General features: G+C 38.3%; 12 protein-coding genes. 2 read left to right on the top strand and 10 right to left on the bottom strand.

What is annotated here, in order from left to right; genetic code table 11:
- Window position 1: 1 nt before the first annotated feature.
- The 3 genes from HPE63_RS13255 to HPE63_RS13245 form a co-directional block, all read right to left on the bottom strand.
- On the bottom strand, window positions 2-1,480 hold the full coding sequence (locus HPE63_RS13255) for an MFS transporter (protein WP_188314748.1): 1,479 nt from the start codon (window positions 1,478-1,480) through the stop codon (window positions 2-4).
- A 104-nt stretch (window positions 1,481-1,584) separates the two neighbouring features.
- Window positions 1,585-3,075: a peptide MFS transporter gene (locus tag HPE63_RS13250; protein WP_188314747.1), complete on the bottom strand. Its 1,491-nt coding sequence runs from the start codon at window positions 3,073-3,075 to the stop codon at window positions 1,585-1,587.
- Window positions 3,076-3,167: 92 nt separating this feature from the next.
- Window positions 3,168-5,549, bottom strand: coding sequence for a S9 family peptidase (locus HPE63_RS13245; protein ID WP_188314746.1), 2,382 nt, complete (start codon window positions 5,547-5,549; stop codon window positions 3,168-3,170).
- Between the two features lie 157 nt (window positions 5,550-5,706).
- Between HPE63_RS13245 and HPE63_RS13240 the strand changes: the two genes are divergently transcribed.
- Both HPE63_RS13240 and HPE63_RS13235 read left to right on the top strand, forming a co-directional pair.
- A complete protein-coding gene (locus HPE63_RS13240; protein WP_188314745.1) occupies window positions 5,707-7,026 on the top strand; it encodes a hydroxymethylglutaryl-CoA reductase, degradative in 1,320 nt (439 codons plus the stop codon).
- Window positions 7,026-7,946 carry a GYDIA family GHMP kinase gene (locus tag HPE63_RS13235; RefSeq protein WP_188314744.1) on the top strand — a complete coding sequence of 307 codons (921 nt, stop codon included), beginning with the start codon at window positions 7,026-7,028 and terminating at the stop codon, window positions 7,944-7,946. Before HPE63_RS13240 ends, HPE63_RS13235 begins: the two co-directional genes overlap by 1 nt.
- Window positions 7,947-7,981: 35 nt before the next feature.
- On the opposite strand, the gene HPE63_RS13230 is transcribed toward HPE63_RS13235, so the two are convergent.
- From HPE63_RS13230 to HPE63_RS13200, 7 genes are all read right to left on the bottom strand, one after another.
- Window positions 7,982-10,102 (bottom strand): peptidylprolyl isomerase, encoded by a 2,121-nt coding sequence (locus HPE63_RS13230; RefSeq protein ID WP_188314743.1) that lies wholly within the window; start codon window positions 10,100-10,102, stop codon window positions 7,982-7,984.
- 92 nt (window positions 10,103-10,194) lie between these two features.
- Window positions 10,195-11,484, bottom strand: a complete 1,290-nt coding sequence (locus tag HPE63_RS13225) for a hemolysin family protein (protein WP_188314742.1) — start codon at window positions 11,482-11,484, stop codon at window positions 10,195-10,197.
- Window positions 11,485-11,486: 2 nt separating this feature from the next.
- Window positions 11,487-11,690, bottom strand: coding sequence for a hypothetical protein (locus HPE63_RS13220; RefSeq protein ID WP_188314741.1), 204 nt, complete (start codon window positions 11,688-11,690; stop codon window positions 11,487-11,489).
- Window positions 11,683-12,291, bottom strand: a complete 609-nt coding sequence (gene lptC, locus HPE63_RS13215) for an LPS export ABC transporter periplasmic protein LptC (RefSeq protein WP_188314740.1) — start codon at window positions 12,289-12,291, stop codon at window positions 11,683-11,685. The genes HPE63_RS13220 and lptC overlap by 8 nt, the downstream gene beginning before the upstream one ends.
- 1 nt (window position 12,292) lies before the next feature.
- Window positions 12,293-13,663 (bottom strand): tetratricopeptide repeat protein, encoded by a 1,371-nt coding sequence (locus HPE63_RS13210; protein WP_188314739.1) that lies wholly within the window; start codon window positions 13,661-13,663, stop codon window positions 12,293-12,295.
- Window positions 13,664-13,701: 38 nt separating this feature from the next.
- On the bottom strand, window positions 13,702-14,991 hold the full coding sequence (locus tag HPE63_RS13205) for a hypothetical protein (protein ID WP_188314738.1): 1,290 nt from the start codon (window positions 14,989-14,991) through the stop codon (window positions 13,702-13,704).
- Window positions 14,992-15,720, bottom strand: a complete 729-nt coding sequence (locus tag HPE63_RS13200) for a type III pantothenate kinase (protein WP_188314737.1) — start codon at window positions 15,718-15,720, stop codon at window positions 14,992-14,994.
- Between the last annotated feature and the right edge of the window lie 31 nt (window positions 15,721-15,751).

Raw genomic sequence — 15,751 nt, 5'->3', positions numbered from 1 at the left:
ATCAATTTCCATTTGCCTTGGCCTCTCTTGGTCGAATGACCATTTTGTCATATACGGCCAAAGCTAAAATCGTAACTACACCAATACCCACAATGACATACCAAATTTTATTTGGATTATAATTATCCCATAACATTCTGGTCATTTCCCACTTTTCCATATTCAATTTTTGAGCAGCTAAATCATAATACTGGTTTTTACTAAAATCAGTAGTAACTTCAGGCATTTTAATTCCTCTAGATGTCATTTCATTTTGTAAAAGACTTAATTTATCAGACCAAGCCTCGTAAAGATTCCCTGAAACAAAGGCAGTAAAAAAGTTACCTGCTGCAACAGGAAGAAAATAGGTGCCTTGGTATAGTGCCTCTTTACCCCTTGGAGAAATTAGCGCAATAAAGGATGAAAATGTTGGATTAGTTGCCATTTCACCAATTGCAAAGATGACTGTACCTATTACCGTAAACCAAACATTTTGAGTATAGAATGTAATACCAATACCAATAGTTGCAATTATAAACCCCCGTATCATAGCACTTACATGTCTAATTTTTAACACGAAGTATGATACAAATATTTGCAGGAACACAATCATAAGTGCATCGATTTGAGTAAACCACTCAGGTTTTACTTGCCCCCCATCACTAATTAAATTACCTAACCATGGCCAAAAATCTGTAACTGCATTACTAACTTTAGAAGAATCTACCCAATCTTCAATAAAATTTGGTAACGTATTGAATAATTGATTGAATAATGTCCAAAAACCAACCATAATAATAAGTAATACGGTTAGTTTGACGTCTTTTACTGCTTCCCATATCTTTTTTAAGGAATTTAAAATAGCCTCACTTACGGATTCTTTAGAGATTTGTCTGTAAGGTTCTTTAAAGAAAAATATTACAATCAATAAGTTGATAAAGATAACGACAGCTGCTTGAATAAAAATAAGCTTCCATCCATAAGTACTTCGCAAACCAGAAGACATGGCAGGACCAATAAATCCACCAATATTAACCATCATGTAAAATATTCCGAAACCAAGGGTTCCATTGGATTTATCAGTCGATTTAGTGATAATGGCTGAAGCCACTGGTTTAAACATGGCAGCACCAAGAGCGACAAAAAGGAAAACAAAAAATACACTCCAATAACTTGAAACTGTGCCCATCAAATAATAACCGACAATAAGCATTGAATACGCTATAATTAGCGAAAGTTTGTAGCCTATTTTATCTGCTATTACACCTGTAAACAAAGGCAATAAATATAAAATAGCAGGAATAAATCCCATTAGTTGCCCTTTTTCAGTATGTGAAAACCCCAATCCACCCGTGTCTGTAGATCCTACCAAATAGATTGCCAATAACGTAAAAATCCCATACCATGCCCATCGTTCCATAAGTTCCATAACACTGGCAACCCAAAACGTTTTATTGAAGGATCCTAAAGTTTTTACGAATGATCTTTTTTCTGTACCCATTATTTAAGTTTATTAATGAAAAAGCCCAAGTCATGCAACTTGAGCTTTTTTTATTTATTATGTATTTACCATATTACCATGAGGTATTGTACTAATGTGCTTGGTTATTCAACACCATGCATAAGTTTTTTAAGTGGCTTGTTAAAAATAGCAATCAATAATGCAATTCCCAGAAGTACTATACCGATAGTAGCAAAAATTGAAGTGTATTTATCTAAGCCTTCAGATACTGTTAAAGCAACTTCACCATCATGCCCTCCGGTTAATGCTGCAATTTTACCCCCAAGATAATTGGCTATTGCAAAACTTAAAAACCATGCTCCCATAGCGGTACCGGCAATGTTCTTTGGAGCTAATTTTGTTACCATGGACAAGCCAATTGGTGATAAAAACAACTCACCTGTCGTATGTAATAGATATAAGAAAAGTAACGTTAAAAGCGGTACTTGAAATGACTCGTTGACAAACTGTAACCCAACTTGGGTAACTAAAAATCCTAAGCCCAATTGAAAGATCCCTAAAGCAAATTTCATTGGAAGACTCGGGTTCTTACCTATAGCCGATAATTTCACCCACATGACTGAAAAGATTGACCCGAAAACAATGATGAAGAACGGATTAAAGAACTGCGTCATAGAAGCAGGCATTTCCCAGCCTAAAATACTTCGATCCACATTCCTGTCGGCAAACAATGTCAAAGATGTTCCTGCCTGTTCAAAACAAGCCCAGAAGGTAATGTTGATTATCATGAAAATCAATAAGGCTATCATTCGGTCTCTCCAGATAGATACTTTTTCTAAGTTATCTGCATCTTTTCCTGCTTTAATCAGGGAAAAAGAAATGAATATAAACAACCCTAATAGAAGATAATCCAACCAACTGTTGTTGGTAATAAGCCAATAACTAATTGGAATAATCAGCAGTGAGAGTATCCCAACAATTTGAGCTTTATTTAAACCGGCAAATCCTTTTTTCCTTCCTTCTTCTGTTATTCCCAAACCAGGTGCAAGAGCATAATTTTTTCTTCCCGTCCAGAAAATTATCAATCCCATTAGCATCCCAAATCCAGCGAGACCAAATCCATATTTAAAACCATAGGTTTCTCCAACATAGGCCACAACTGTAGTAGCCAATAAGGCTCCGATATTAATACCGATATAAAAAATGGTGAATCCGGAATCCCGCCTTGGATCATTGTCATCATATAATTTCCCTACAATAGTAGAGATATTCGCTTTAAAATAACCATTACCAACAATCAATGCCCCCATCCCAATCATTAAAAATTGTTCTGTACCGCCAAGAATCAAAAACTCACCAAGAGACATTAGGATTGCACCAAGAAGTACTGCATTTCTATAACCAAGGTATTTATCGGCTAATTTACCACCTATTATTGGTGCTGCATAAATTAGTCCTGTATAGGCCCCATAAATCAGTGCTGCATCGGCATCTCCTTTCATTAAGGACTTTACCAGATATAATGTCAAAAGGACTCGCATTCCGTAGTAACAAAATCGTTCCCACATTTCTGAAAAAAACAGGGTCATCAGACCCTTTGGATGCCCTTGTATTGATGTTTTTTTATCGCTCATAATGAAAAAATAAGTTAGTTAATTGTTAGTTGTTTTTGCTAATTCCAATTGCTATTTTTTTAACCCCTTGGCTTGTTCTATATTATTACGTTTTAATCCTTTTCTGTACGTTTTTTTGGACTCTCCTTTTTTGCTCCAATTTGCTTTGTAATCGCTTCCTTCTGAAAGTTACTTACGTCAGTATCAGTTTTCGAATTTGAAGTTGAAATTTTTGTCGATTCCTTAACTAAACTAGATTTATTCGCAGTAACAGTGCTATTAAATTTAGTTGACGAAGATGTATTGGCATACATACTTTTATTTTTATCACCTAAATGTTGATGAATGAAATTCGTCATTTTATTAAATAAATGAATGCGGGTATTTCCCCCACTTATCCCATGATTCTTATCAGGATATATGGCCCAATCGAACTGTTTGTTGGCTTGTATCAGTGCCTCTATCATTCGCATGGTGTTTTGTACATGAACGTTGTCATCGCCTGAACCATGAGCCAACAGGTAGTTTCCTTTTAGCATTCCAGCATAGTTGAAAGGGGAATTATCATCATAACCGCTTGCGTTCTCCTGAGGTGTCTGCATATAACGTTCAGTATAAATAGTATCATAAAACCGCCATGAAGTTACTGGAGCCACGGCGATCGCAGTCTCAAAGACATCATTACCCTTTAAGATACAATTGGTCGACATGAAACCCCCATAGCTCCAACCCCAAATACCGGTTCGGTGTGCATCGATATAAGGCAGTTCGCTTAATTTTTTGGCGGCCGAAATTTGATCTTCTACCTCATATTTCCCCAATTCCTTATGAGTGATTTTTTTAAAGTCCCTTCCTTTAAAACCGGTTCCCCTACCATCAATACAAGCAATGATATACCCTTCGGAAGCTAACATAAAATGCCAATAATCATTTGTGCCTGCCCAACTATTGGCAACCGATTGGGAACCCGGGCCACTGTATTGAAACAACAGTAAAGGATATTGTTTTGAGCTATCGAAGTCAGATGGTTTGATCATGTACATGTTCAGTTCATTACCATTGACGGCCATTGTAGAAAATTCTTTAGGCGATATATCATATTCCTTCAGCTTTTCAACAAGTGCCCTATTGTCCTTTATGTCCTTTAATTTCATTCCTGTTAGTGCTTGGTGCAAGGTATACCGATAGGGTGCTGTGGCGCTGGAATAGGAATTTATAAAATAGGTGAAATTTGCACTGAAATCAGCGGTATTGGTGCCATTTTCGTTGGCCAACCCCTTTTTCCGTTTTCCATTACTTTCTATGCTATAAACCCCTCTATTAATTGAACCATTTTCCGTGGATTGGTAATAGATCCTATCCTCGTTTTGGTCATATCCATAGTAATCGGTCACCTCCCAATTTCCTTTGGTGATTTGGTTCATCAACTTGCCATTGGAGCTGTAAAGGTATAAATGATTATACCCGTCCCTTTCACTAGTCCATATAAAACTATCATCAGCCAAAAAGGTAAGATGATCATGGATAGCGACATACGCCTTATCACTCTCTTCCAATAGCAGTTTTGCAGTATTATTATCTGCGTTGACGGCATATAATTTCAGATGATCCTGATGTCGATTCAGGGTTGTTGCACTTAAATAATCTGGATGGTTCATCCATTTAATCCGAGGAATATAGTCGGGGTCATCCAAAGCTATTTTAGAGGTATTCCCAGAATCCATATCATACAGATGTAGTTCAACCAAGGCATTGTTTTCCCCTGCTTTAGGGTATTTGAAAACTTGTTGTTTTTGATAAAGGTCGGTGCCGTAGACATCCATAGAAAATTCGGGAACGTCGGTCTCATCAAAACGCAAAAAGGCAATTTTAGTGCCGTTAGAGTTCCATTCAAATGCCCTTACAAATGCAAATTCCTCTTCGTAGACCCAATCGGTGATCCCATTGATCACTTTATTCTTCTCACCATCCTTGGTAAGTTGTGTCGTAATGCCGCTATCGATGTTAAAAATATATAGGTTATTGTCCAAAGCATAGGCAACTTGACTCCCATTTGGGGAAAATAACGGTTCTTGGATCTTCTTTTCCGAAACCTTTATGATCGATTTGGAGGCGATATCATAGACATAAAAAATACCCATTGTGGAATGTCTATAGATAGATTCCAATTCAGTGGCCAAAAGAACCTTGTTCTCATCCCCACTAAAGGTATATGAGCTGAAAGAAGGTATTTTATCGCTATCGGCAGAATTAACGACCGATCCTACCATTTCCAAGGTCTTATAATCATATATGTCAATACTTGCCGACTTCTTATATCTGTCAACGTTCAACAAGGTATACTGTTCCCCGTTTTTCATGGACCGAAGCTCGTCCATACCACTTGTCCTGAAGCCTCCCCTATAGATCTCTTCAACGGTGATTTTCTTCCCTTGCCCAAATGTGAAGGCCAAAAAACCAAATGAAAGGAGGAGGAACAAACGGCTTTTTATCATGTTTTTTGTTAAATCTGTTTAAATTCAGTCAAGTTTAGTGATTATTTTACAATTAATTAAACTTTAACGACAAAAAGCAACGGGGCCTTGAGGGATCTTTGCCTACCTGCGAATATCGGCGTAATCACTATCTTTGCTGCCACAAACCAAATATGTCATGATCGATCCTATTTTGGGCTTCTCCAAATTATCAAAACAAGAAAAAATAGACTGGGTGGCCGAGCAATATACCCAGAACCCTGCCCAAACCAAGAAATTATTGAAGCGGTACTGGAATATAGAAAGTAAGGTGCAAAAATTACACGATGAATTCATAGAAAATACGATAACGAATTACTATTTACCTTTGGGAATAGCCCCAAATTATCTGATCAATGGCAAATTGTATGCCATCCCCATGGCCATTGAAGAGAGCTCGGTGGTTGCCGCAGCCAGCAAGGCAGCAAAGTTCTGGTTTGATCGTGGTGGATTCAAAGCTGAAGTCATTGGGACCGAAAAAATTGGTCAGGTACATTTTATGTACGATGGAGACCCCGATCATCTGGAAAATTTCTTTCGAGAAGTGAAACCTAAACTTTTTGAAGATGCCAAACCATTGACTACGAACATGGAAAAAAGGGGAGGTGGCGTAACCCAGATAGAACTTCGCAATAAAACATCACAACTCGAGGGCTATTACCAATTACATTGCACATTTGAGACCTTGGATGCCATGGGTGCCAATTTTATCAATTCCTGTTTAGAGCAATTTGCCGATACCTTTAAAAGAGAGGCACAAGAACATATTCTTTTTACTAAAAAGGAAAAACAGATTGAGGTCGTCATGAGCATTCTGTCCAATTACGTCCCAAATTGTTTGGTCAGGGCAGAAGTTTCGTGCCCTATAGAGGAATTAAAATTAAACGAGCAAATAACTCCAGAAGAATGTGCCAAGAAAATGATAAGGGCAATACATATAGCCGATGTTGAACCTCATAGGGCGGTTACCCATAACAAAGGTATAATGAACGGTATAGATGCCGTAGTCCTGGCCACCGGAAATGACTTTAGGGCTGTTGAAGCCGGAGTGCATGCCTTTGCCGCCAAGGACGGGCATTATAAAAGTCTCACCCATGCCAGTATTGATAATGGGGTATTTAAGTTTTGGATAGAAATACCCTTGGCCCTGGGCACTGTAGGTGGTTTAACAACCTTACATCCCTTGGTAGGATTAGCCTTGGAAATACTTCATAAACCTACGGCTGAAGAACTCATGAAGATTGTGGCCGTCGCCGGATTGGCACAAAACTTCGCAGCCGTAAGTTCGCTCGTCACTACCGGTATACAGGAGGGCCATATGAAAATGCATTTATTGAATATACTCAACCAACTAGGGGCTACAGATCAAGAAAAAACCGTAATAGTGGACCATTTTAAGAGCCACACCGTTACCCATAGCGCCGTGGTAGCAATATTCAACAAATTAAGGGGTAAGTGATGAAACAAGAATTCTATAGTAATGGGAAATTATTGCTTACGGGTGAATATGCCGTCCTTGATGGGGCAAAAGCCTTGGCCTTACCTACGACATTCGGTCAAGTTTTAACCGTGGAGCCTACCAAGACCAATACCCTTACTTGGAAAAGTTTGGATAGGGAAGGAAATATCTGGTTTGAGATGGCTATAGATTTAGGGTCCATGAACCTAGATGCTTTGATCAATACCGAAATCGCAAGAACGGCACTTAAAATACTCATTGAGGCCCAACGATTAAATGCTGATTTTTTAAAGAATGGAAGAGGCTGCAATATAACTGCCCAATTGACATTTCCCAAAGATTGGGGACTAGGTTCATCATCGACACTAATCAGCAATATTGCACAATGGGCTAAAATAGATCCTTATAAATTATTGCAAAACACTTTTGGGGGAAGTGGTTACGACATTGCCTGCGCAATACACAACACCCCGATAACCTATCAACTTAACAACGGCATTCCTATGGTGGAAGCCGTAGTATTCGACCCCACATTCAAGAACGAACTGTTTTTTGTTCATCTCAATAAAAAACAAAACAGTAGGGATGGTATTATGCAATACAGAAAACAGACGTTCAATAAAAAAGAGTTAGTCAGTGTTATCGGGAATATAACCACTAAAATAATGTCATGTTCCGATCTCGGCACTTTCGAAAGCCTATTAAATCTTCACGAATCGGTTATTTCTAATACTTTGGGTGTACCAACAATAAAAGAGCAACTTTTTTCCGATTACCCAAGGGCCATCAAAAGCCTGGGCGCATGGGGAGGTGATTTCATTTTGGCCATTGGGGATGAATCATCGATGGCCTATTTTCGACAAGGGGGCTACGAAACGATTATCCCTTACACCGAGATGATTTTAAAAAAAAAGTCCTAACAAAAATGTTAGGACTTTTTTAAACCATTACTTTTTTAGTAAAATAAGGATCTATTATCCTCTATTTTCGATGCTTTCTTTAAGGCATTGTATACTGTATTGTTTACGTTGCCAGCATTCGATGTTTTAATCGAATTTGCGAATGTGCTGTAGTTATCCAATTTTGGAGCCTCCTGTTTATTGGTCACAGTAATAAGGTAAACGCCGGTTTCGCCTATAAGAAAATCGGAGGTATCCCCGACATTCATTGCAAAAGCAGTTCCTACGACCTTAGGCTCCCTTCCTGCACCAGGAATGGTCGGAGCTTTAACACTCAAAGCAGAGGCATTGGAAACGGAAACACTATTGTCTTTTGCAACCTCTTCCATCGACTTACCCTTGTTGGCAGTGATCAATTTTTCCGCTTTTCTTTCTTTCCTTAAAATCGGAAGTACGGTTGTAGATGCATCCTCAACGGTTTTCAACCCTTCTTCATATTTGCCGGTCATCTGGGCAATAACATAACCATTGTTCACATTGAACCTTTTTATCTCACCCACCTTCGTTTCTTCATTAAAGGCCCATTGCACGATTCCCCTCTGTGAACCTAAACCTGGTAAATTTTCATCCATAGCCATGATCTTATTCACAGGGCGTACTTCATAATCACTTTCCTTGGCCAAGTCTGGAAATGCCTTTTCCCCTGAAATAGCATCCATCTCAAACTTGGTCGCATCTTGGAACAAGTTATTTACAGTCGTTTCAGAGGGTTCAATTTCCCGGGCCAAAGTGGCTATGCGATATATCTCTTGCTTGTCATCGATCTTAATCACATGAAAACCGAATTCGGTTTCTACTAGTCCAATTGTTCCTACATTATTACCAAAGACAAAATCATTAAAATCGGCAACCATGGCACCTTCCTGAAAATATCCCAAATCCCCACCGTTCGGTGCAGAAGGACCATCTGAATTATCACGGGCCAATTGCACAAATACAGCGTCCTCTTTTCTAGCCTCTGCCAAAAGCTCTTTGGCCTTAGCCTCGGCCTCCTCTTTAGTTCTGGTAATGTTTTCTCCTGCCCTCTCGGCCCCTTTCCATGAAATCAAAATATGGCTGGCCTTCGCAGTTCCGTTTATCTTTTTATCGACCATTTTAGAAACCTTAAAATAATTTCCGTCGCGGTAGGGTCCAAAGAGTTCCCCCACTTTAAGCGTTACCAAGGTGTCGGCAAAACTAGAAGGCAAATCTTTCTTCGCCTTGTAAATGGTATCATATTTCATGTCTGATCTGCGATCAAGAAAATCAGCTAGGTCTGTGGCATTCCTAAATCCTGGAATGGTATCCATTCGATCGGTTTGTTCCCTATATTCAATGGTATCGTCCAATAATTTAAGGGTTTCTTCCTTTATGGCATTCTCATCGGCAGCAGACGCTTTTTCCTCAAAATAGACATATTGGATGTCACGGGCTTTCTCTTGTTTAAACTCGTCTTTATGCTTATTGATATATGACTGTATTTCACTTTTGCTAATGCTAATAGTGCTATCGGGTATTGCAGTATAAGGTACCCGTACATATTTGATATCTATCTTATCATTAGCCAATTTATAATCCAATTCCCCTTCTTTCAACGTTGCACCGACTCCGGCCTTAACCAAATTAAAGTACGTCTGTTGCTTTGCATTTTGAATAATGGATTGCTCATCTTGCAACCATAGATTATATTGAGAAGGACTGTTGACTTTTAAGTCTGCAATAAAATCACGAAACTTGTTTTCATCAAAAATCCCATCTTCATTCATAAATTGTGGATTTTGATTATAAGCAGGAATAGTTTTGATATAGTTCATGATCTGATCTCTTTCTATATCGATTCCCAAATCCTCAAATTGCTGTCCTAAAATCGAATTTCTGACTTCTTGGTCCCATACTTGGTTTACCACCATCATAGATGAAGCGGAAGGACCAAATCTGTTCGAGGCAACTTCAACTTTTCGTCGAAACTCGTCTATTGGGATTTCATTGCCGTTGACTTCAGCGACTGAAGAACCAACCTTACCTCCGGCAAAGCTACTATTTGTAAATACGCCTGATATGACAAACGCAAAAAGTGCTAAACCTATGATTAAAATCAATATGGTCGTTCTCTTTCTTATATTCTCTAAAATCGCCATTATATGGTATGTTTAAAATCAGTTTGCGAAATTACCATTTTCTTTTGAATTATTAAAAAGTAAATCGGTCCTAAAATAAGGTTATAAAGGGTTTATTCGTCTTCTAATACAACAAGTTTTACCAAATCGATTTTTGTGCTTGAAACTTCCAAAATCGTGAAAAGGTAATTCCCGATTCTTATTTCGGATTCCTTTTCGGGTATTTCGCCCATTTCATTAACGAGTAGTCCTCCCAAAGTTTCATATTCATCCGTTTCAGGTAGTTGTATTTTGTAGGTTTCATTAATATAATCCACTTCCAAGCGGGCCGAAAATTTGTAATTTTTTTCATCTATTTGCTCTTCGATCAAATCGGTAGAGTCATGCTCATCCTCAATTTCCCCAAACAATTCCTCAACGATATCCTCCACGGTCATTAAACCTGACGTACCACCATATTCATCCAATACGACTGCGATACTTTTCCGTTTTTTGGTCAATACATTCAAAATATCATGAATGAGCATGGTCTCTGGAACGAATTCTACAGGCCTTAGGATGCTTTTAATGGTTTTAGGTTTTTTAAACAATTCGTATGAATGTACATAACCAATTACATTATCGATAGTATCCTTATAGACCAATATTTTGGAATAGCCAGTATCGGAAAACAATTTTGTGAGGTTCTTTGTATTCTCGTGCAGTTCAACAGCGGTAATTTCGGTCCTTGGCACCATTACCTCACGCGCCTTTACCAATGTAAACTCTAGGGCATTTTGAAAAATCTGTATTTCGGAGTCGACCGTATCCTCTTCCTCAACAGACCCCATTTGCTCGGAAATGTAATCGCCAAGCTCTACCTTGCTAAAGGCAAGTTGTGTTTCATCACCATCGGTCCTGAAAAAGGTCCTAAGGATGAAGTCGGAAACCTTGATAATAAACTCGGAAATAATTGAAAAAACCAGGTAGAAGAAATAAGCGGGCAAAGCCAAGATCTTTAGAAGACTATTGGCATATATCTGGAATAAGACCTTTGGAAGGAATTCTGCAGTGATCAAAATAACCAATGTAGATATCATCGTTTGGGTCAACAAACTAAAATCGGTCAAAATAAGGTCCAGAAAACCACTATTTACGGGTAACATTCCCGTAAACCAATTCATCAAAAGTTCACCCATGAACAATCCATAGATGACCAAAGCAATATTGTTGCCAATAAGCATAGTCGCGATGAATTTTGATGGCCTTTTAGTTAGGCGCGTCAACACCTTCGCTAAAAAGTCATTTTGCTTTTTTTCTATTTCGATATGGATTTTATTCGCCGAAATAAAAGCTATCTCCATACCTGAAAAAAAGGCTGAAAATACCAAGGAGAATATGATTATGATTATGGATGTATCCACGATTACTTTTGGTTATCCTTTTTTCTTTGTTCGAATTTTTTCCTATAGTTTCTTCTAAAAGCGAACATTGCTATAGAAACCACGGCAAAGAATATAAAAATATAGGTGCCTTCACGGTTTACATTCCAATCTGTAAATATCCTGTAAAGCGAAAAAATGGCAACTGCCAGGTAAAGATACTCTGTATATCTTAAAATCTTAATCATTGATTTTTTCTTTAATGGTCATTAGACCAAAGGTTTTATGTGCATATAAATAACTAAAGTCCTTATTAAAATCCATACCCTCCCCGTCCATAATAGTGCCTTCCTCGGGATTGGTATATTTAAATTTGTTTTCGGTAAAGGCCCATTCATTTGTCTGATCATAGTACAATTGAGGAGTCTCCAGTTTTTTGCCATCGTGTGTCTCCAAAATTACATTCCCTTGCAAATCTATGAGTCCTGTCGATGAATACCGAATACAATAATCCGCGGTAATTGTATTTTTATTATTATTCTCATCATAGATATCTACAACAATCCCTTCAGGAAAGGTGCGATAAGGAAATTCGAGATTCTCGTAATCCTTCATAGCAGGCCCAGACAATACCGATATTACCCTTGTCGTATCCACGGCCTCGTTGGCCATTTGATTTTTAGTTTCTGTATACGTAAATGTAAAATTTCCGGCGACACCTTGGGGAAAAACCAATGGTAAGGCTTCCTCACCCACCCTTTTATAATTATCCGCACATGAAAAAAAAAGCATTGCCCCGGAAAACACCAGGGCAATGCCATATAGATAATTTCGAAAAGGTCGTTTCATTCTACAAATTAGGTACCTTAACACTACCACCGACCCAGCAATTGAATGATACGGTTTTACCGGCCATTCCAGAATTGAAGATATCTGTTTTTGATGGTGCCTTGGCAGAGTAACTTGCAGCTGATTGATTGGCCCTACCACTCAATGAGGGGTCGACCCTACCAGCCTTTCTTGCCATTTCCGCAGCTTTCCAGTAAATTGCCCTTTTCTCAAAAGGTGTTTCCCCACAATCATTAGCACTTGTTGCATACAAATTGGCAATTAACAAATATGCCTTACCATTTGATGGGTTGGCATCAATTGCTTTTTGGGCATAGTTTCTTGCAGTTGACTTACTACCTCTTCTAAAAACCGTAGCAACTTTATAGGCGATATTCGATTTTTTCCTGGCATTGGTTTCCAATTCCAAGGCTTTGTTGAAATCCGCTACCGCACCATTACTATCACCAGCTTTTAATTTTAAATTGCCTCCATAAACATAAGCATCGGCGGATGGATCCAAGGCCATCTGTGCTTCGAATAATTTTTTGAACATGGGGTCATCGGTACATTCTTTGTCGAACATTCTACCAACCGCTCTTTTCACCCAATTGATGTCACCCTTTTTAGCGTCGAAACTTTTTTGATATAATGGCACCAAATTAGCACAGTCTGCCAAATCACCTAATTTAGAATCTATACTACCTGCAATCTTTCCAAAGGATTCTGAATTAGTCGTTGCTGCCTTCAATTGTTTTTTCTCTTTTGAAGTCAATGTCCCATCTTCTTCCTTGGGTAAAAGTTTTGAAATCCTATCCGTTAAAAGAACATTCTCATCTTCGATTTTTTCCGTAACATCATCATATACATCAAAAACCTCTTGCAGGTCCTTGCTGCCATCTTTGTGCAAATCGACCAAACTTGAGAAATAAAGGTATAGCGCCTTTGGGTTCTTAAAGTTGGATTTATCTTCGTGAAAAGCTTTGCTCAATTCACTGAAAATATCATCATTGGAAATCATTTTATTGTCATACTTCAGCAAAACCTTATCTATGATCACAGGGGCCAAAGATGCCTTTTTGGGGAAATACTTACGGCTATTATCATACAATGCCAATAAATCCTGAATATTGCCATCTTTCTCAGCCCCCGAGGATTTTTCAACTCGATCTTTTAAAATCCGCTCGCCATAGGCGAAATTGGCCCAGTTGATATCAGGACAATTGTCGTAAACCATTTTCCATGGGGTATATGCAGCTTCATAATTCTTAACTTTGGCATGTTCAACGTAAATAGAAAGATTAGTCATGCACTCTTGATTTTGAGCCTGCGCATTACTTACTCCAATGCACCCTAAAAGCATTATCGCTGTGAAGTAAAGTTTCGTTTTCATAATATTTATTTTAGATGTGGTTAATGTACAAATTTTTCTTAATTAATTCGTCGCTTACGGAACCAAATATCGTTAAAGGAAAGACCCACGTTGACTTTAAAGTAGTTCTCCTCTATCAAATTATCATATTTTGTGCCTTTTCTACCCACCTCAAAACCAAGGTTAAGGTTAGAAAAACTTCCGCGCATTGGCAAACCAAATCCAAAAGTTATGCCAAAGTTATTTATCTCACGATTATTTAGGAGCATCCCTGTTTTATCCAAACGTAATCCAGCCCTGTAGGTCACCCTTTTGTGATATCCCGAAAATGCGGAATAATCAGGTATAAAAAATCCCCCAAATGCAAATGAGCTTGCGTCTTTATACTCCAAATTAACAGCCTCGATAAAATCATTCGAAAAAGAGCCCATTTCTTGAAAACTGTACTCCGCCCCTAAAAACCATTTCCTTTCTTCCCCAAAACCGATCCCTAATGTTGTTGTGGTCGGAATTTTCAATTCGGTGTTCCTCAAGTTCAAGGCATCTAAATTTACATCTATGATTTCTATATTCTGACCTGTACTTGCTGAAAAAGAACCGATTTCTTTAGTATTTTTAGATACGAGGTTTGCCTGGGTATTAACCCGTAATGAAGCAAACAATCGATATTTATCATTGATCGTAGGGGTATAGTCCAGGGCATAATTAAAATCCATTCCGTTTACTTTCGAAATTCTATTGTCCAATGTACCGAACTGTACATTCTCGACACTCTGAATTCGATTGTTCTCCAAAGTTCCAAAATTAAAACCCGCGGTCACGCCTAAACTTAAGTCCTTTATTAATTCATACCCAGCAGAAAAATACACTTTGTTTAATCCGCCCTCTCCATAAAATCGATTGGTTACCGTAGCACCATTATCATTAACGCTTTCAGAAAGCATATTATAGCCCACGGAAGAATAAGGCATGATTCCAAATCCTATTCCCAACCCTTTTTTTAGAGCCATACCTACTGAAATATACTCGAGGTTAGTAATATGGTTACTTTGACTCTCGATATTATTCTTAAAACTTAACCTTTTGTGCGATATTCCTGCTGTATAGGTGGTATTTCCGAAATCTTCACCGTATTGGATACCCATTTTGCTGTATGCTGCAGGATTTTTAAGGTTAACATGTATGCTATCGCCATACATCCCAATGCCACCCATCATTTGGTTTTCCATTGTTCCCTTTGATTGTAATTCGCCGATACCAAAATAAGAGTATGGGGAAACAGAACCATTTTGAGCATATAGTCCCGTTGACGCAATGCATACTAATGCAATTACAATTTTTTTGATCATTTAAAGCTTATTGTAGTCCAGCAAATAATTTAATCCTTCAAGTAGAAAATTGGAAAGCGCAAATATGGTATTTTTTAATCGTTTAGACAAAAATAGGGTATCACCGCCTGTTAAAATAACTGTTAAATCTTTGAATTCAGACCTATATTGATCGATTATACCATCCAATTCTGCACAAACCCCATTGACAACGCCACTATGGATACTGGATTCCGTCGTATTTCCGATTAACTTATCCGGGGCCTGTAGGGACAAAAGCGGCAGTTTTGAAGTAAATTGTTTAAGGGCGTTGTATCGCATTTGAAGCCCAGGGGATATGGCCCCTCCCAAATATTCCCCTTTCTCTGTAATCAGATCATAGGTAATACAGGTTCCCGCATCGATGACCAGGGTGTTTTTATGTGCGGTATAATAATATGCCGCAGTAGCAAGCGCTATGCGATCTACCCCCAATGTTTTGGGCGTGGCATAGCGGTTTATAAATGGTGTTTTGGTATGCTGATTTAGAACATGCACTTTGAAAAAAACGGTCAAGGCATCAATATCATTCTCGTCAAGGGAAACAACTGAAGATACTATGGCCCAATCGATTTGGGGATATTTATGATATATTTCTTTTGCCTTTTCAATCAAATCAACAACCGCTGAACTACTATTATAAACTATGGACCCATTTTTGAAAACGGCAAGCTTCACATGTGTATTACCAGCATCAATGATAAGATTCATGACGCAAAGATCTACAATTGAAAAAAAACAA

This window comes from Maribacter arenosus (genome assembly GCF_014610845.1).
Taxonomy (GTDB): Bacteria; Bacteroidota; Bacteroidia; order Flavobacteriales; family Flavobacteriaceae; genus Maribacter_A; species Maribacter_A arenosus.
Note: the sequence above shows the minus strand (reverse complement) of the source record. Positions and strands in the feature narration are given on the sequence as shown.